Genomic DNA, 16,443 nt, shown 5'->3' with positions numbered 1-16,443 from the left:
CTACCGGGACTGGAAAAAGCTCTAGGCTTTTACACCGAATAATTTTTTAATTTTCATAAAGACACCGGTTCTTTCTTCTTCCAGGGATTGGAGCGGAACGGATTCACCAAGTATCCGTCTCGCGATATTCCGGTAAGAGATGGAGGCTTTACTGGTTGAATCGAGGGCGATCGGTTCACCTTTATTGGATGACCTGATGACATTTTCGTCATCAGCGACAATTCCTAGAAGATCGATGGAGAGATGCGTAGTGATCTCGTCCACATCAAGCATTTCTCCATTTTTCATCATATGGTTCCGGATACGGTTGATTACAAGCTTCGGCGGCTCGATATTCTCCTTCTCCAGTAAACCGATGATGCGGTCAGCGTCACGAACTGCCGAAATTTCGGGAGTCGTGACGACAATTGCACGGTCAGCCCCTGCTACGGCGTTCTTATATCCCTGTTCTATACCTGCAGGGCAATCAATAATGATATAATCATAGTCTTGCTTTAAATCCAGTACCAGTTTTTTCATCTGTTCAGGGTTCACAGCGGACTTATCACTCGTCTGTGCAGCCGGCAGTAAAAAGAGCTTGTCCTCGAAACGTTTGTCTTTCACCAGGGCTTGATGGATTTTACATCTGCCCTCCACCACGTCCACGAGGTCATAAATGATCCGGTTTTCAAGTCCCATCACCACGTCCAGGTTTCTGAGGCCGATATCCGTGTCAATCAAGCAAACCTTTTTGCCTTGTAGAGCTAATGCTGTACCAACATTGGCAGAAGTAGTCGTCTTTCCTACTCCACCTTTACCTGAAGTAACAACTATGGCTTCACCCACATTAGCTTCCTCCTTTAAAACTAGTAATATTTGGTCTAAGATGCTTCAAAACTTGTAATCGATCGACAACGATCTGCCCGCTGTCATCCACATACGCACATTCCATTTCGCGGTCATCCTCTTCCTCCACCCGATCAGGTGAACGGTTCAGAGAATCCGCGATCCGCAGCTGGGATGGAACCATCTTGGACGCCACGATGACCGCCTCTTGATTTCCATTGCAGCCGGCATGGGCAATCCCTTTCAATGAACCTAATATGTAAATATTCCCTCCAGCAAGGACTTTCCCCCCTGGATTGACGTCACCTACTATGAGGATGTCGCCTGCTGTTTCCACGACCTGTCCCGAACGGATGACCCCGGTAAGGGTTTCGATATTTCGTTCATCTATTAGTTTTTCTGCATCATTCTTCGTTATGACATTGCTCAATACTTCATTTACTACTAAATTGCGTTTTTGTCTTACGATTTCTTTTAACTCTTCCACTTGATCTTCAGTCAAGTAACGATTGCCGGTTTGAATATTAACCGTCAAGAGGGGGGTACCTTCTGTTTCCCGATAATGGGCAGACAGCTTATCGTCCAATTCCTTCTTTAACTCGTGAAACGAGCATTGATCGTTGAGATGAAGAGTCAGGCCTTCTTTTGTTCCTTTTATCATCACATTTGGCTTCTTGTTCATGTCGCAATTTTCACCTCAGTCGTCTTTAAATTCGACATAAGCAGTGTCATTTCCTCTTTTTATGAAAAAATCACTAATGGAAATTATTCATCCAACCACTCTTTCCGTTTCTTCAGAAGATAGTTTCTGAATGGGAAGGCAAGAATGATATAAAATAGAACATTCAAGATCAATGTTGGCCACAAACGCCAATCTACAAATTGCATGAACGTCAGATCCGTCCTGTTGATAATCCGATTGATCTGATAGACCAAAAATTCTAAAACAGAGATATTCACCATGGAAATGATCCCTAAAACAAAGAGGTTATTATGTAACACTTTCATCATCTGATGAGATAAAAAGATGACGAACGGGAAAAACACCAGATAAATCCCATTGATTTCAGTGTAATAAATATCAAATAGGAAGCCAAAGATGAACCCATAAAGAAGCGCAGTCCTGTACTGGTAAAAAGCACAAATAAAGAACAGCACAATAATCAGGAAATGAGGGACGATCATTTTCTGATCGAACCACTCTTCACTGGGAAAAAGGTGCACAAATAAACTCTCACTATAGAAGAATAGCAGGGTCATAAATGGAAGGAGGAGCCTGCTGATCATTGCTCTTCCTCCTCAACCGCATCGTCTTCCGTCACACCCTGGATTTCACGATCGATGACCATAACATGCTCTAAATGGTAGAAATCAGCAGAAGGCTTTACATAAGCCGTTTGCGTCAAACCATATTGGTCCGGTTTGATTTCCTTCACCTCACCGATGACCAGGCCTTTAGGGAATACGCCCCCAAGACCGGATGTCATGACTTTGGAGCCTTTTTCAACCTTCATGTCATTGGAAATCCGCTTTACGAGGATTTCTTCCTTCTTGCTGTCATACCCTTCAATCCAGCCGTTAATATCCTGTTCTTTACTTTGAATCACTGTGGAAATCCGATTTTTTGTGTTATTGGTCGAGATTAATTCGACCGTTGATGAGAATTCATTGACACTTTTAATCTTTCCAATCAGTCCTGCAGAGGAAATCACAGCCATATCAGATTGAATCCCGTTCACTTCCCCTTTATCAATGGTAATGAGCTCCTGCCATTGATCAGGGTTCCTCGCAATGACGGTAGCCTGGATCGTATTATAAGCGCGAAGGTTTTCCTTCTTATCCAGTACTGCCCGTAATTCATCGTTATCTTGTTTAAGGTCTTTCACCTTTGTTTCAAGTTTAATCAACTCATCTAAACGCGTTTTCAATTTTTCATTCTCTGTGTATGTATTTTGAAGATCTTGAACGTTATCAACAACTCCGGCTACATAATTGACAGGTTTTGAAACCAACGACTGTCCGAATCCTACCATATCTTTCACAAACTGCTCAGGCCAGCTGATACTATCCCGGTCACGCAAAGAAAATCCGATTAATCCCACTAGGACAATGACACTGACGAGCAGAATGATCAAACGTTTATTCAGGAAGAATTGTGGCATGATGTACACCTCAACCTTTTCTCATTCTAGTAAATACTATATCAAAATTCGTTTATTTTTGATATCATTCGTCAAAATATTCATGGTTCTTCGAAAAAAGATGGGGCCGGCCTTAAGGCTGCACCTGCATCCATAAGGAGACGTCCCCCATTACTATCAATTATTTTCCTCGTGTTTTGAATAAGTGGATGTGATCAAGGGCTTTCCCTGTCCCTATGGCTACACAATCCAGTGGCTCTTCGGCAATAAGCACCGGCATCTTCGTTTCATCACTGATCACCTTGTCCAGGTTGCGTAGAAGCGCTCCGCCTCCTGTCAGCACGATCCCTCTATCCATGATGTCTGCTGCAAGTTCAGGTGGAGTTTTCTCCAGCGTACTCTTAACGGCATCCACAATCGTGTATACGGTGTCATGAAGGGCAGAAGCAATTTCAACAGCCGTTACTTCAATCGTTTTCGGCAATCCTGTCAGAAGGTCACGGCCACGAATTTCCATCGCTTCAATTCCTTCAGAATCCCCTGCAGACCCGACTTCCATCTTGATGGTTTCCGCCGTACGGTCCCCGATCATCAGGTTATACGTCTTGCGGATATAGTTGATGATGGCATCATCCATCTCATCCCCGGCAACACGGATCGACTGACTTGTCACGATCCCCCCTAAAGAGATGATCGCTACTTCCGTCGTTCCGCCACCAATATCCACGACCATGCTACCCGTCGGTTCCCAAACCGGAAGATTTGCTCCGATAGCCGCTGCAAAGGGTTCCTCGATCGTATAGGCATCACGAGCCCCTGCTTGTCTTGTGGCATCGATGACCGCTCTTTCCTCAACACCTGTAATGCCTGAAGGTACACAAACCATGACATACGGCTTTCGTGAAAACGCACCTTTATTCCTGGTCGCCTGCTTTATGTAGTACTTCATCATCGTGGCAGTCGTTTCGTAATCTGCAATGACTCCGTCTTTCATCGGGCGAAGCGCCACTACATTCCCCGGAGTACGGCCGATCATATTTTTCGCATCATTACCCACGGCAACAATCTGCTTGTTATCTGTCTGAAGAGCAACAACTGAAGGTTCGCGAACGACAATCCCCTTGCCTTTCACGTAAACCAAAGTGTTGGCAGTTCCTAAATCAATCCCTAAATCTTTCGTTCCAAACATGGATGGTATCTCCCTTTCTGATACAAATTGGCTGGTTTTTAAATCGTTTTATGTGTTTTCATAGGAGAGTTGTCCAATCACTCTCTATCTTCGTAATTTTCGTCACAATAATTGTTCGTTCATGCATAACGAAAAGACTCATTCCCTTGTAGAATGACTCTCTTATTTCAGTAAGCTCACGTTATATTGAATCACAAAAATCATAAGCTTTATTATATCGTAACCAGGAAAAAAATCATAGTGTCATAAATACCCTTTTTCCTTTAAGCTGATAAACTTCTTCTCCCCTATTATAAGGTGATCGAGTATATCAATACCAATGATTCGACCACATTCCACTAATCTTTTTGTCACTTCTATGTCTTCCCTGCTCGGGGTCGGGTCCCCGGATGGATGGTTGTGAATGCAAATGATAGAGGCGGCGGAGCGGCGGAAGGCTTCTTTAAAGACTTCCCTTGGATGTACGATGGAGGCATTGAGGCTTCCGATAAAGATGGTTTGCTTGTGGAGAACTTGATTCTTCGTATTGAGGTATAAACAGACAAAATGCTCCTGGGCCAAAAATCTCATGTCATTCATGACATAATTGGCACCATCTTCAGGAGAACGGATCGAATATCGATCATCAAAGGCAAGATTGCTGATACGCCGGCCAAATTCGACGGCCGCCATGATCTGGACAGCCTTGGCAAGGCCGATCCCCTTCGTTTTCGTGATCTCTTCCAGAGATGCATCCTTTAATAGATTCAATCCATCAAATTGATTTAATAGACGGTTGGATAGTTGAAGAACAGACTCGGATTTTGTACCGGTACGGAGTAAGATCGCGAGCAGCTCCTGGTTGGATAGGCTTGCGGCTCCACTTTGGATCATTCTTTCCCGTGGTCTCTCATCCTGGGGGAAATCCCGGATCATCAACCTGTTTTCTTCCTGAGTTGGTAGGGTTTTTACCATTATTTCCTCCTTTTCTTACGTAAAGGAGTCAGTCTGATTGAAGATAGCCCATTTCAAGTAGTGCGCGATTCACACGCGAGATCGGCAGGCCGACAACAGCGAAATAATCGCCTTTGATTTCTTTGACGAATTTTGCCCCTATGCCCTGGATCCCGTAGGAACCTGCTTTATCGAATGGTTCTTCAGATGCGATGTAGTCATCAATCTCTTTAGGGGTCAACTCCCAAAACGTAACATCTGTTTTTTCATAAAAAAGTTTTTCCTCCTCACCGTGTACGATTGCGACACCTGTGTAAACCTCGTGGGCAGATCCTGATAGCATCCTGAGCATCTCTTTTGCTTCTTCTTTCGACTCTGGCTTTCCAAGGATCTTCCCATCCTTTGTCACGACCGTGTCAGAACCGATGACATAGTGAGTGGGGTGTTGTTTCGATATTTCTTTGGCTTTCTTCTTCGCGAGATACATCACGACTTCATCGGGTGATAAATCGGCTGAAAACGTTTCATCGACATTGGAGCTCATAACGGAAAAAGAGAGTTGGATTTGTTCGAGAAGTTCTTTTCGACGGGGAGATTGTGAAGCGAGTATGAGGTTGGACAAACCATACCAATCCTTTCAGAGTGAAAAATGGGAGATACAAGAATATACTACCAAAATCCCTCACGGTAAACAAGTGAAAAGAGAGCGTCCTTTGAACCAGTACAGTTCAGGTTCAAAGGACGCTCTCACTATATTATTTCCTAGAAAATAGTCTAAACCAGTCGAAATTATAACCCGCCGTATAGCTGAAGATAAGATAATAATTCCCCTTGAACTTTTTGTGCATCCTCTGGAGATTTCATCGACGCTGTCAGATTTCCTGCATCCACTAAGGATTTCTTCATTGAGGCAATGGACTCCTGATCTACTTCGATGCCTTCCAATTCCTTCACGCCGGATTGAATTGTTTTCATAGTTGCATCATCAGGAGTTCCTCCGACCATCCCACTGCTGCTTGCCTGTGCGATCTTGCTATAGAGGGCATTCCCTTTCTCCAGGAATGATTTCTCCTCTTTAGAAGCGTTGATACCCTTCGATCCAATAACAAAGTCCTTCGCGTACACATCCACACCCTGTTCCTTTATTTTTGCCCCTAGGGTTTTGGCCGTTTCCAGATCTCCCGAAACCCCCAGCAATAAAAAGAATTGACCATCTTTCTCAACACTCGCTCCCGGAAAGCCTTTAGCCGCCAGGCTGTCCTTCATGGCATTCATGGATTCCTCTGTCGAAAACACCCCGCCCTGCAGGATGGAGGTGGAGAAATCCTTTAATTCAATGGCTGAAACAGCCTGTTGACCATCCGTTTTCCCTGCCGTGGAGTCGTCCTGCAATGTTGCCGCAGGTGCAGCGGGTCCATCCGTCGTCGTAATCACCTTAAGAGTCCCGAAGCCCAAAACCGCCCCGACAACAATCGCCCCGACCAATGACATGATCAGATTCACTGAATCCTGAAAAGGGTTAGTAAAAGACTTTTTCTTCTTCTTTTTACTACCTGTCACGTAGTTGATTTTTTTATATTCCTGTGGAGGTTCGGCTTCTTCATCAGGAAGGATCCAGTCAAATCCGTCATCCTTCGCCTCTTCACCCGCAGCTGTTTCCGACTCCCCCAGCTTCCAATCATACACAAGAAGATCCTCATCGAACTTCGTTTTTTCCCCATTGATTTTAATAGAAATCTTTTTGTCGTTTTTCTCACGATTACCCATCATCGCCACCCTCCTTCATCTATTTTTTTCCATGCTATCACATCCCATAAAAAAAAGAACAAGACTTTTGTCGTCTTGTCCTAAGAGGTTTTCGTCAAATTTTTTAGTTTTTCTTCAGGGAACGGATTGATAGAGTAGAAAACGGGATTTCTTCCTGTTCCCCATCCTCATTTGTACATAGATTATATTGGTCACCAAGGAGGCATATCGATAGGACACTCTCACCATCAGCCAGGACATAGGAGGTATCATCCGGTGTCATGACGGTTTTGGAATGGGGATCGAGTATCGGTTCGATGAGCTTTGCTTCGACCAATTCTTTGTATGTTATCTTGTTAATTTCACGTTCCTGAAGCATGGCGTCTTTTGCATAATATTGGGCGGAGCTTTTCATTGTTAATGCGTTTGCCACAAATGCCTGTTATTTGGACTTTTCGATGATATTATTCACTGCCAAAACCGCAATGATGGCAATGATTCCTAGTATGACAATCACAGCCAGTAGTTCAACAAGTGTATAGCCTCTTTCGTTTTCAATCATCATTCATCAGACCTTTAATTGGTATCTTGTTCTTCCGACTTTTGTTCAGGGAACTGCTGAAAAGGGTTCTTCTTGTTGGAAGGTACCGGCGCATCAAGCTTCGGCAGTTCCGTCTCAAGCTCTACTAAACCGGGCAAATAAAAAGCGGAAACGACGATATTCAATTGTATATTTTCGACAGCATCTTCGTATTGCTGTAATTCGGCAGGTCCGCTGAAGGAGATCTGCTCTACTTCGACGATTCGGTGCAGTTCTTCTAATTTCTTAATGAACTCTTCTATTTCAAAATAACTCTTTGCTTCGACAGACATGGTGGCAGTCAATTTTTGAAGACCATCTGGCAAGATATCTGCAGGGGGAGTTTCGTCTTCAGTGCTGGTTTTTGATGCTGTTCCATCCACTTCTGTGGCAGCTTCACTGTTTGACTCTGTAGATCCCCCTGCTATTGGAAGGGCCACTGCACCTTCAGAGAATTCAATGCTTGTTATCAAACTATCCGAAACGATCTCAGCCTTCTCAAGGTCGATAAGGAGCTGCTGTGTCAAAGGTTTTACCGGAACCTTTTGTTGCAGGGAACTGGAGTTTTCAAATGAGTCCTGTTTGATGGAAGAGATTTTGGAATCCAATACTTCAATCAGCTTGGATTCTGTTTGGATTTCAGTTTGCAGATTTTCTTTCTGGGTCTTGACCGGTAGGAAGAAAAACCATACGCATCCAAAGAGTAGGAAGAGCATTAATACAATGGAGGTGCCGATCATCAGCCATTCTTTTTTATCGAATCCAATGTTCATTCCGAATCGCCTCCTTGCTCATCGGAACTCTCTTCTGTTTCGATTTTTTTAATGGCTTCTCTATTCAGTATGACTTCATACTGGCCTATGTACCTTGGTAATACGGGTTCGGTATTGACTGCGATTGTTTCATCTTCTGTAATGGCTTCAGTGGCAATGGAAGATAGTTTGGCATCCGCAATATACTTGGATTCCTTTAGATGTGTTAAATAATAGGCTGCTTCACTGCTTGTATCAAATTGAATGGATACCTGTATGCTTCCATCCTCTGCGTACGCGAATTCTTTCATGAATCCCCGCTCAGGAAGCAGCTCCACCAGATGATCCAAGACAGGAACGGTATCGATGGGATAGCTCTCTGCCCAGCCCACCGCACTCTCCAGCTGCACCCATGCATCAGAGGATTCAAAATCAGAGATTCTCTGTTCCTTTTCAGCTCTTAGCTGCTTATTTGCCTGTAACTCCGCCGTAAGGGCATCCACATCTTTACCGATTTGGCCGGAAAGGATAAATAGAACGATAAGAGCTAGAATTCCAAATGCTATTACCCCAGTAACCACGTATAGCCATTGACGGTTTCTTTTTTCACTTTGAGGAAGTAAATTGATATCGACGAGCACTATATCACCTCTTTTAACCCCAATCCAATGGCGAGGAGGAATTCACTCGATAGCTCTTCATTGGATTGGGCGTGCCGTGCAACGGAAGGCACTTGGATGATGTCGATGTCAAACCGTTTGGATAGGAGAGTGTGAATATCCCCCACCATAGGATGATCACCAGTAACGAATAGTTTATTGATTGTTGCTTCATCATTTGTAAGGGTATAACGGTAAAAACTGATCACTTTATCAATTTCTTTCATGACGTCATCAAATGGAAGTGGTTGAAAGCCTTCATGATTCGCTTTCTCATCCACAACCTCACGCCCCTCACCTAAACTGATCGGCCTGAAGAATACCGGCTGATGATCATGAAAGATGGAAACCGTGACATTGGACTGATTGAAGTAAAGAAGCATTTCGTGGCTCCCACTATGAGTCATATCCAATGAGTGTATGTAGCGATAAAAGGCAAGCGGGCTGATGTCAGCCACGACAGGCTTTAAATGGGCACCGGCCAGCATTTGCCGATATTCCAATACAATGTCCTCTGGTGCCGCCACAAGGATGATTTCTTTCTTATCTCCTTTATTTCCGACAACCACGACATCAAATACGGGATTTTCAAATGGGAGGTGGATGCTCGTTCCGATTTCCAGGAACAAGTGACTCTTCACCTCATCGTCCTCTATATCAGATGAAATACTCAATTTCCTGATGATCATCTGAGTATTGGGAACGATGAACTGAACTTCCCTCTTCTTTAGTCCCCAATCGAGGACGCATTCCTCTAAAAATGCCTGGAACGCTTCTTTTTCAATGATTTTCCCATCGGAGATCATACCGTCTGCTATTCGTTTCTCTCCAGATTGGTGGATATGCAAAGGAGTAACAGATTTCAACTCGACAAAACGAATCCATTGATCACTGATGACGATATTGATTTTATTTTTATTCTTATGGAAGAGACGTGATAACATCGTGAATGACCCCTTTTAGCTGTATAAAGAAAAATACCAATGCAGGATTGGCTGATGAAAGAAGTATGATGCGAGAGTGCCGAGTACAATATACGGACCAAAGGCAATGGGTTGTCCTTTTTTGAAGATTCCAAGGAGCAGCCCTGTTATGCCTGCCACTGCTCCAAAAAGCGTGGCGAGGAAAAAGGAAACCATCATCACCTTGACCCCCACAACGAAACCGATAACGGCGAATAGTTTAATATCACCGCCGCCCATTCCGCCCTTACTGATGATGGCAATCAGGAGAAGCAGACAAAAGCCCGTAAGTGCACCCGCTAAGCTGTCCCACCAAGGGTTTAGGGGAATGAATATGCGTTCGATGATAAACAGTACTGAAAAAAACAACAGCACTTTATCCGGGATGACCATGTATTTCAGGTCACTGACCGTGATGATCATGAACAGGGAAACAAGGGTCAGAGCGACAATCAGCTCAGACTGAAAGCCAAATACGGTATAAGATAGTAAGAATAGTAGTCCGGTCGATAATTCCATTAACGGATAAAGAGGAGAAATGCGCCCTTTACACTGAGCGCATTTTCCTCCTTGAATGATATAAGATAGAACCGGGATCAGTTCCCTGGCCGTCAGCGTATGCTGGCAGTAAGGGCAGGCTGATCTTGGTTTGACGATTGATTTTTTGAGCGGTATCCGGAGGCCGACTACGTTGTAGAAGGAGCCTAGGAGGAGACCATATATAGCTACTAGAAAAACTATCATTTAATTATCGGTTACTGAATCTCTAGTTAATTCATTAATTCCTAATCCTGTGATACTTCTTTTTGAACCTATAAGGGTTACAGTATAAGTAAATTTACCATCGCCTGCATTGGTAATCGTTACAAGAGAGTTCTTTCGATTGTAACCATCTTTCGTTGTTGTTCCACCATCAGGATCTTTTAAAGTATCTAAATAACCTTTAGTTTCCAAATCTTCTAATGTCATTGTTACATTGGCATCTTTAGCAGGTCTTAAATCTTCATTTGATGACACTGCAATCTTAGCAGAACTAACCATTTGCTTTGCATTTGCAATATGTGCATCCTTCCTGGAATTATCAATCAACCCACCAATACTAGGAATCGCAATCGCAGCAATAATCCCTAAAATTACAACTACAGCCAGTAACTCAATAAGCGTCAATCCACGTTCATTTTTCAATCTTTGACCCATTTTCTTTAACATGGTAATTCCTCCTGTTTATTTATCTATTACTAAAATATAGTAATCTAGTACTAGTATACAACAATCATCCGACAAAAAAATCAACTTTTTTGTAAAATAATAGGTATTTTCTAATAGTTCTGAACACTGTTGAAGATTTCGAACATTGGAACGAGAATTGAGGTGACGATGGTACCGACGAGACCTGCCAGCATGACGATCATGAGCGGCTCGATCAATGATTTCAAGCGGTCCGTTGCACTTTCCACTTCCTTCTCATAGAAGTCTGCAACTTTTGCGAGCATCGAGTCCAGGGACCCCGTCTCTTCCCCGATGGCAATCATCTGAGTCACCAAGGGCGGGAAAGCCCAATGCCGTTTCATCGGCTCCGTAAGGGAAGTTCCTTTTTCCAATGATCTCCGGGATTCTCCAATCACACGGGAAATCACTTCATTTTCCACGACTTTCTCCACGATGGCAAGCGCCTGCAGGATTGGAACCGAGCTCGAGAATAAAGAGCTTAACGTCCTCGTCATTCTGGCCAGAACTGCTTTCTGCAGCATCTTCCCGAAAATCGGTATCCGAAGGACGGCATAATCCAAATAATATTTCGTTTTTTTATCTTTTCGTAAAAGAGCAAGGACTACAGCAATCAATACAAAGAACAAAATGATGATGTACCAGAACTTCTGGGTGAATTCACTTGATGCAATGACAAACTTTGTGATGGCGGGCAGTTCTCCCCCGAAATCGGTTAACATGTTAACGAATGTGGGCACAACAGCGGCTAATAAGAAGATAACGACACCAATTGCGATGACTCCAACAACCATTGGATAAGCTAATGCTGAAATGATTTTCTGTTTCGTAATATGTTGCTTTTCATAATGTATGGCCAGCCCTTCCAATGTCTCATCCAGGCTTCCCGACGCTTCCCCGGCCATCAGCATGTTGATCAGAAGCGGCTCGAAAATTTTCTTATGTTTAGAGAATGCTTCGGATAAGGGATTTCCATCCCTGAGCTCATCCTCGATTTCCTTCAGTGCTTTACCGAGTGCTTTGCTCTCGGTCTGTTCGCCCAGAATATGAGTGGCATCCACCACCGTTACCCCGGCTTGCAGTAATGTGGCAAACTGACGCAGAAAAATAACAAGATGCTGCAATTTCACCGGGTTTCCGATAGCGATATCCTTCGTCATGAGCGTTTCAGGCATCTCAAGGATGTCAATGACCCTGACTTCCTGTTTCTTCAACTGAATGAGGGCATCTTTCTTGGTAGATGCCGTAATGATACCCGATTTCTTCCCTCTTGGATCTCGTCCCGTATACTTAAAACGTCCCATCTATTGAGGAATCTCCTCTCTGCTGTAAGGAAACGCCATTTCCTTTGATATGATACCACTTTCATATAGCTTCATTACACTGTCCCTCATGATATGCATCCCCGACGTTTTGGACGTCTGCATGACATTCTGGATCTGATGCACCTTCTCAGAACGGATCAGATTGGCAATGGCCGCATTATTCATCAGGAGTTCCGTCGCTGCCCGCCTCCCTTTTTTGTCCACCGTTGCAAACAAGCGCTGAGAAAGGATCCCGACGAGCACGGATGCCAGCTGAACTCGGATTTGCGATTGCTGTTCCGGCGGGAAGACGTCCACAATCCTTTCAATCGTTGCCGGTGCACTAGAGGTGTGCAGGGTGGCAAGCACAAGATGTCCCGTCTCCGCTGCCGTGATGGCGGTATGTATGGTCTCCAGGTCGCGCATCTCCCCAACAAGGACAATATCCGGGTCCTGCCTCAAGGCACTCCTCAACCCTTTTGAAAATGATTTGGTGTCGAATCCAACCTCACGCTGATCAATGATGGATGCCCCATGCTTATGGAGATACTCAATCGGGTCCTCGAGGGTAATGATATGCTTCCTCATTTTTCGATTCATATAATCTACAATGCTTGCCAGCGTGGTGGACTTTCCACTTCCAGTAGGTCCCGTCACAAGGAACAGTCCTTGAGGTTTTTCAGCTATCGCCGTCAACGCATGAGGAAGGAATAATTCTTCCATGGTCGGGATGGAGGTTGGGATGACACGTATGGCTAAAGAGATGCATGATCTTTGCCTGAATGCATTCACCCTGAATCTTGACACACCTGGAATGCCGTAGGAAAAATCCAATTCACCTGCCTCTTCAAATGCAGGATACATATGCTCAGAAATAATCGCTTTGGCCATCAATTCTGTGCTTTCAGGCATTAACTGTTCTTTACCGAATCTTTTTAAGTCACCATGTATGCGGAAGATAGGAGGCGATCCCACTGTCAGGTGGATATCGGATGCCCCCAGATCATAAGCGGACTTTAAAAGATAATCTATTTTTTCTTTCACTGCTTTCACCTACTCTGAAATCGCTACTCGTAATACTTCTTCTGTCGTGGTCAACCCTTGCTTTACCTTCAACAAGCCGTCATCGACCAAGAAAATCGTTTTGTTACGTACCGCATGCTCCCTCAATTTGGAGAAAGGTTCATTATTCAGGATGACTTTCTTCATTTCATCATTCATGACAAGGACTTCATGAATCGCAATCCGGCCTTTGTAACCGGTCATATTGCAGGAAGAGCAGCCCCTCCCCCTCGTGATAGTCTCGATTTTAATTCCTCTTTTAGAGAAGATCTCCACTTCCCGCTTAGTTGCAGGCATCTCTTGCTTGCAGTCACGGCAGACCCTTCGAATCAAACGTTGAGCCACGACTCCACTTAGTGATGAAGCAACTAAGAACGGCTCCACCCCCATATCCAAAAGCCTTGTCACTGTACTGATTGAATCGTTGGTGTGAATGGTGCTAAGGACGAGATGTCCCGTTAATGAAGCCCGGATGGATACCTCAACAGTCTCCTTGTCCCGGATTTCCCCGACCATGATAATATTCGGGTCTTGACGCAGAATGGCCCTGAGCCCCTTTGCGAAAGTCAAACCGACATTTTGATTCACACCGATTTGATTGATTCCTTCGAGCTGATACTCAACGGGATCCTCGATTGTAATGATGTTCACTTCTTCACTATTAAGGTGATTTAGCGCAGCATACAAGGTGGATGATTTCCCCGACCCCGTCGGTCCGGTTATGAGGACGATCCCTGTGGGCTGCTGGATCATCTTCATGAATCGCTGATGATTCACCTTGTTGAAGCCAAGCTTGGCAAGGTCATTCAGGCTTGAACCTAAATCAAGAATCCTCAAGACGATTTTCTCTCCATAGACCGTTGGTAACGTCGACACACGCAAATCAATCGGATGAAAATCGATATTCACCTTAATCCGTCCGTCCTGTGGGACCCTGAATTCGGTAATATCAAGATTCGCCATGATTTTAAGCCTGGCAATCAACATACTTTGCATGTGCTTAGGGAGATTCCTTTCCGTTCTCAGAATGCCGTCAACCCTGTAACGGATGACAACTTTGGTTTCCTGCGGGTCGATATGTATGTCACTTGCTTTTTGTGTCACCGCATTGGAGAGGATACCGTTTACTAATCGAACGATAGGTGAATCGGAATCCACCACGGTTTCCTCTTCTACTTTATTTTGATTTCTATTTTCTTGAAAAAGGTCTTCAAATCCATCTTCTAAGTCATAAAACTTATTGATGACTTTCAGAATATCATCCTTTGTCGCAATGGCTGTCTCAATTTGAAAGCCTGTCGCTAAGCGAAGATCTTCTATGGCGTAAAAGTCCAAAGGATCACTCATGGCGACAAAGAGTTTATCTCCTTCTTTTTTGAGGGGGATCATCAGGTTTCTCTTCGCCGATTCTTTCGGAATCAAGTGGAATAGGTTCGTTTCAAAGGGATATCGATAGAGGCTGACGTGTGGGATTCCCAATTGAAATTCCAGTACTTCTATCAACTGCTGTTCCGTAATATATCCTCTTTGCAACAGTGCATCGCCAAGCTTCTGACCTTTTGCCTTGTCCTTCAACGTATCCTGTAATTGTGATTCGGATAAGATTCCTGCGTCAACCAGAAGGTCTCCTAACCTCTTTCTTATCGTGGCCACCTAATCACCCGCTCTTTATGGCTTATTTATAATCTTTTTTCTTTTGAGTCTTATTTGATTCTTTAGAACTTGAATCAGTATCAGATTCTTTATCTTCCGGACTGTTCCCCTCGTCTTCCCCATCCACTGAGGTAGAACCCTGCTCTTCAGTACCCATGGAGGAAGTATTCTCGCTTCCTTCACTGTCCTGGGTTTCAACCCCATTCTCAGAGTTTGGCACGTTATCATATGTTCCACTTGGGTTTTCCTGCATTTCCTGCAGCGGATAAACCATGACCTTATGCCGTGGTGCATAAAAATCTTCATTGATCAGCTCTTCTGAGAGTATTTCCCCTGAGGTGCTCAGTTTTTGCTTATACACCTTGATCAGGATCCCGTCTTTTCCTTCCTGTTGGATATCGACGCTTCCCTTATCAACAAACGGACTGAACTGTTTAATCACCCGTGGAGGAAAGGTTTCTTTATCTGACAATCTAACGTTATATGTATTAGGAAAAGGGATTCCCTGCAATAGTGCCTTTATTCGATTACCTTGAATAGCAAGCTTCAGCTCATAATCTGTTGAGTTCGGATTAGTGATAACAAAATCCTGGTTATTCATCGGATTAAATTTCGCTTCAAAGCCAAGGGTCACATAATCTGGAAGCTCTTTACTTATATTTCGTTCAATGATGGAAAAATTGGAATGTAAGGTGATTTGATAGAGTAATGATGCAATCGGACTTAAATCAGCCTGTGATTCAACTACAAAACCTTCTGTTTCCAGAAAGCCTGCGAAAGAAAACTGGGAGTTCGGTTCTATGAGAATGGAGGGATGATTGTCAATAAAGCTCTTGATGGTTGGTGTTACCTCTAATTCATTCGAAACTGCCTCAAATATGACTTGTGTAGATTCATTACTGGATAAATAATCGAATACGCTTACGGTTTCTCCATTGTTGAGACTTCCTGCTAAAGAAAGGATGTACTCCTTTAAAGAAGCCAGGTTTACGTCATCGCCATTATAGTCGGGGAAATGATTGGATAAGAAATAATTCAATGCTTCTTCTTCCAATGAAACCATTAAACTCGTATTTTCATTACCTTCTAGTTTTTCTATGCTTTCTTCGAGATGGAATTGAAGGAGTGAGGGGTCAAGCCTTACACTCTCTCCTTCAAACTCGATCATGATATTTTGATTTCTCTTCCACTCATCAATTTTTTCGTCCAGTATTGTTAAGGCTTCCTCTTTGTTTGTTCCACCCAGATTAATAGATGCAAGTGCCGCATGTTTCGATAAATGCAGGGACTTAACAAAGAAGGTCTCATAAGCAAAAACACCTAGATGAGAAAAACCATATAAAAAAAACGTGGAACAGAATAATACGGCCATCAACTTTACAAGCAGACCTTTTTTCACATCAGGCGCTC

19 protein-coding genes are annotated in these 16,443 nt (G+C 43.7%); all 19 read right to left on the bottom strand.

Annotation, left to right across the window (positions count from 1 at the left end):
- Positions 1-21 precede the first annotated feature (21 nt).
- The 19 genes from minD to KYJ26_RS08400 all read right to left on the bottom strand — a co-directional run bounded on the left by minD (position 22) and on the right by KYJ26_RS08400 (position 16,432).
- The gene (minD, locus tag KYJ26_RS08490; protein WP_201713633.1) at positions 22-825 is read right to left on the bottom strand and encodes a septum site-determining protein MinD; all 804 of its coding nucleotides are present in this window, start codon (positions 823-825) and stop codon (positions 22-24) included.
- A 1-nt stretch (position 826) separates the two neighbouring features.
- Positions 827-1,507, bottom strand: coding sequence for a septum site-determining protein MinC (gene minC / locus KYJ26_RS08485; protein ID WP_219166830.1), 681 nt, complete (start codon positions 1,505-1,507; stop codon positions 827-829).
- Positions 1,508-1,590: 83 nt separating this feature from the next.
- Positions 1,591-2,112: a rod shape-determining protein MreD gene (gene mreD, locus KYJ26_RS08480; RefSeq protein WP_219166829.1), complete on the bottom strand. Its 522-nt coding sequence runs from the start codon at positions 2,110-2,112 to the stop codon at positions 1,591-1,593.
- A complete protein-coding gene (gene mreC / locus KYJ26_RS08475) occupies positions 2,109-2,987 on the bottom strand; it encodes a rod shape-determining protein MreC (RefSeq protein ID WP_219166828.1) in 879 nt (292 codons plus the stop codon). Before mreC ends, mreD begins: the two co-directional genes overlap by 4 nt.
- Positions 2,988-3,147: 160 nt before the next feature.
- Entirely contained in the window at positions 3,148-4,155 is a 1,008-nt protein-coding gene (locus tag KYJ26_RS08470) for a rod shape-determining protein (protein WP_061810195.1), read from the bottom strand.
- A gap of 243 nt (positions 4,156-4,398) precedes the next feature.
- On the bottom strand, positions 4,399-5,109 hold the full coding sequence (radC, locus tag KYJ26_RS08465; RefSeq protein WP_307513736.1) for a RadC family protein: 711 nt from the start codon (positions 5,107-5,109) through the stop codon (positions 4,399-4,401).
- Between the two features lie 28 nt (positions 5,110-5,137).
- Positions 5,138-5,710 (bottom strand): Maf family protein, encoded by a 573-nt coding sequence (locus KYJ26_RS08460; RefSeq protein WP_219166827.1) that lies wholly within the window; start codon positions 5,708-5,710, stop codon positions 5,138-5,140.
- A 167-nt stretch (positions 5,711-5,877) separates the two neighbouring features.
- On the bottom strand, positions 5,878-6,858 hold the full coding sequence (locus KYJ26_RS08455) for an SPOR domain-containing protein (RefSeq protein ID WP_219166826.1): 981 nt from the start codon (positions 6,856-6,858) through the stop codon (positions 5,878-5,880).
- 100 nt (positions 6,859-6,958) lie between these two features.
- The gene (locus tag KYJ26_RS08450; protein ID WP_219166825.1) at positions 6,959-7,267 is read right to left on the bottom strand and encodes a hypothetical protein; all 309 of its coding nucleotides are present in this window, start codon (positions 7,265-7,267) and stop codon (positions 6,959-6,961) included.
- 9 nt (positions 7,268-7,276) lie between these two features.
- Positions 7,277-7,399 carry a prepilin-type N-terminal cleavage/methylation domain-containing protein gene (locus KYJ26_RS08445; RefSeq protein ID WP_219166824.1) on the bottom strand — a complete coding sequence of 41 codons (123 nt, stop codon included), beginning with the start codon at positions 7,397-7,399 and terminating at the stop codon, positions 7,277-7,279.
- 11 nt (positions 7,400-7,410) lie between these two features.
- Positions 7,411-8,187 carry a hypothetical protein gene (locus KYJ26_RS08440; RefSeq protein WP_219166823.1) on the bottom strand — a complete coding sequence of 259 codons (777 nt, stop codon included), beginning with the start codon at positions 8,185-8,187 and terminating at the stop codon, positions 7,411-7,413.
- Positions 8,184-8,807 carry a PilN domain-containing protein gene (locus KYJ26_RS08435; protein ID WP_219166822.1) on the bottom strand — a complete coding sequence of 208 codons (624 nt, stop codon included), beginning with the start codon at positions 8,805-8,807 and terminating at the stop codon, positions 8,184-8,186. The genes KYJ26_RS08440 and KYJ26_RS08435 overlap by 4 nt, the downstream gene beginning before the upstream one ends.
- Complete coding sequence (gene pilM, locus KYJ26_RS08430; protein ID WP_219166821.1) at positions 8,807-9,769, bottom strand: type IV pilus biogenesis protein PilM; 963 nt, start codon at positions 9,767-9,769, stop codon at positions 8,807-8,809. The genes KYJ26_RS08435 and pilM overlap by 1 nt, the downstream gene beginning before the upstream one ends.
- A gap of 15 nt (positions 9,770-9,784) precedes the next feature.
- Positions 9,785-10,531 (bottom strand): prepilin peptidase, encoded by a 747-nt coding sequence (locus KYJ26_RS08425; RefSeq protein WP_219166820.1) that lies wholly within the window; start codon positions 10,529-10,531, stop codon positions 9,785-9,787.
- On the bottom strand, positions 10,532-10,996 hold the full coding sequence (locus KYJ26_RS08420; protein WP_219166819.1) for a prepilin-type N-terminal cleavage/methylation domain-containing protein: 465 nt from the start codon (positions 10,994-10,996) through the stop codon (positions 10,532-10,534).
- A 110-nt stretch (positions 10,997-11,106) separates the two neighbouring features.
- Positions 11,107-12,318, bottom strand: a complete 1,212-nt coding sequence (locus KYJ26_RS08415) for a type II secretion system F family protein (RefSeq protein WP_219166818.1) — start codon at positions 12,316-12,318, stop codon at positions 11,107-11,109.
- Entirely contained in the window at positions 12,319-13,362 is a 1,044-nt protein-coding gene (locus KYJ26_RS08410; RefSeq protein ID WP_219166817.1) for a type IV pilus twitching motility protein PilT, read from the bottom strand. It abuts the gene before it with no gap.
- Between the two features lie 9 nt (positions 13,363-13,371).
- Positions 13,372-15,033 carry a GspE/PulE family protein gene (locus KYJ26_RS08405; RefSeq protein ID WP_219166816.1) on the bottom strand — a complete coding sequence of 554 codons (1,662 nt, stop codon included), beginning with the start codon at positions 15,031-15,033 and terminating at the stop codon, positions 13,372-13,374.
- Positions 15,034-15,055: 22 nt separating this feature from the next.
- Positions 15,056-16,432 (bottom strand): VanW family protein, encoded by a 1,377-nt coding sequence (locus KYJ26_RS08400; RefSeq protein ID WP_219166815.1) that lies wholly within the window; start codon positions 16,430-16,432, stop codon positions 15,056-15,058.
- Positions 16,433-16,443: the final 11 nt, after the last annotated feature.

Source organism: Rossellomorea orangium, assembly GCF_019334305.1.
In the GTDB taxonomy this organism is placed as follows: Bacteria; Bacillota; Bacilli; order Bacillales; family Bacillaceae_B; genus Rossellomorea.
Note: the sequence above shows the minus strand (reverse complement) of the source record. Positions and strands in the feature narration are given on the sequence as shown.

Coding starts and splice junctions, on each gene's coding strand:
- KYJ26_RS08470 (WP_061810195.1), bottom strand. CDS start 4,155: ATGTTTGGAACGAAAGATTTAGGGATTGATTTAGGAACTGCCAACACT.
- mreC (WP_219166828.1), bottom strand. CDS start 2,987: ATGCCACAATTCTTCCTGAATAAACGTTTGATCATTCTGCTCGTCAGT.
- KYJ26_RS08420 (WP_219166819.1), bottom strand. CDS start 10,996: ATGTTAAAGAAAATGGGTCAAAGATTGAAAAATGAACGTGGATTGACG.
- pilM (WP_219166821.1), bottom strand. CDS start 9,769: ATGTTATCACGTCTCTTCCATAAGAATAAAAATAAAATCAATATCGTC.
- KYJ26_RS08455 (WP_219166826.1), bottom strand. CDS start 6,858: ATGATGGGTAATCGTGAGAAAAACGACAAAAAGATTTCTATTAAAATC.
- KYJ26_RS08425 (WP_219166820.1), bottom strand. CDS start 10,531: ATGATAGTTTTTCTAGTAGCTATATATGGTCTCCTCCTAGGCTCCTTC.
- KYJ26_RS08445 (WP_219166824.1), bottom strand. CDS start 7,399: ATGATGATTGAAAACGAAAGAGGCTATACACTTGTTGAACTACTGGCT.
- minC (WP_219166830.1), bottom strand. CDS start 1,507: ATGAACAAGAAGCCAAATGTGATGATAAAAGGAACAAAAGAAGGCCTG.
- mreD (WP_219166829.1), bottom strand. CDS start 2,112: ATGATCAGCAGGCTCCTCCTTCCATTTATGACCCTGCTATTCTTCTAT.
- KYJ26_RS08415 (WP_219166818.1), bottom strand. CDS start 12,318: ATGGGACGTTTTAAGTATACGGGACGAGATCCAAGAGGGAAGAAATCG.
- radC (WP_307513736.1), bottom strand. CDS start 5,109: ATGGTAAAAACCCTACCAACTCAGGAAGAAAACAGGTTGATGATCCGG.
- KYJ26_RS08440 (WP_219166823.1), bottom strand. CDS start 8,187: ATGAACATTGGATTCGATAAAAAAGAATGGCTGATGATCGGCACCTCC.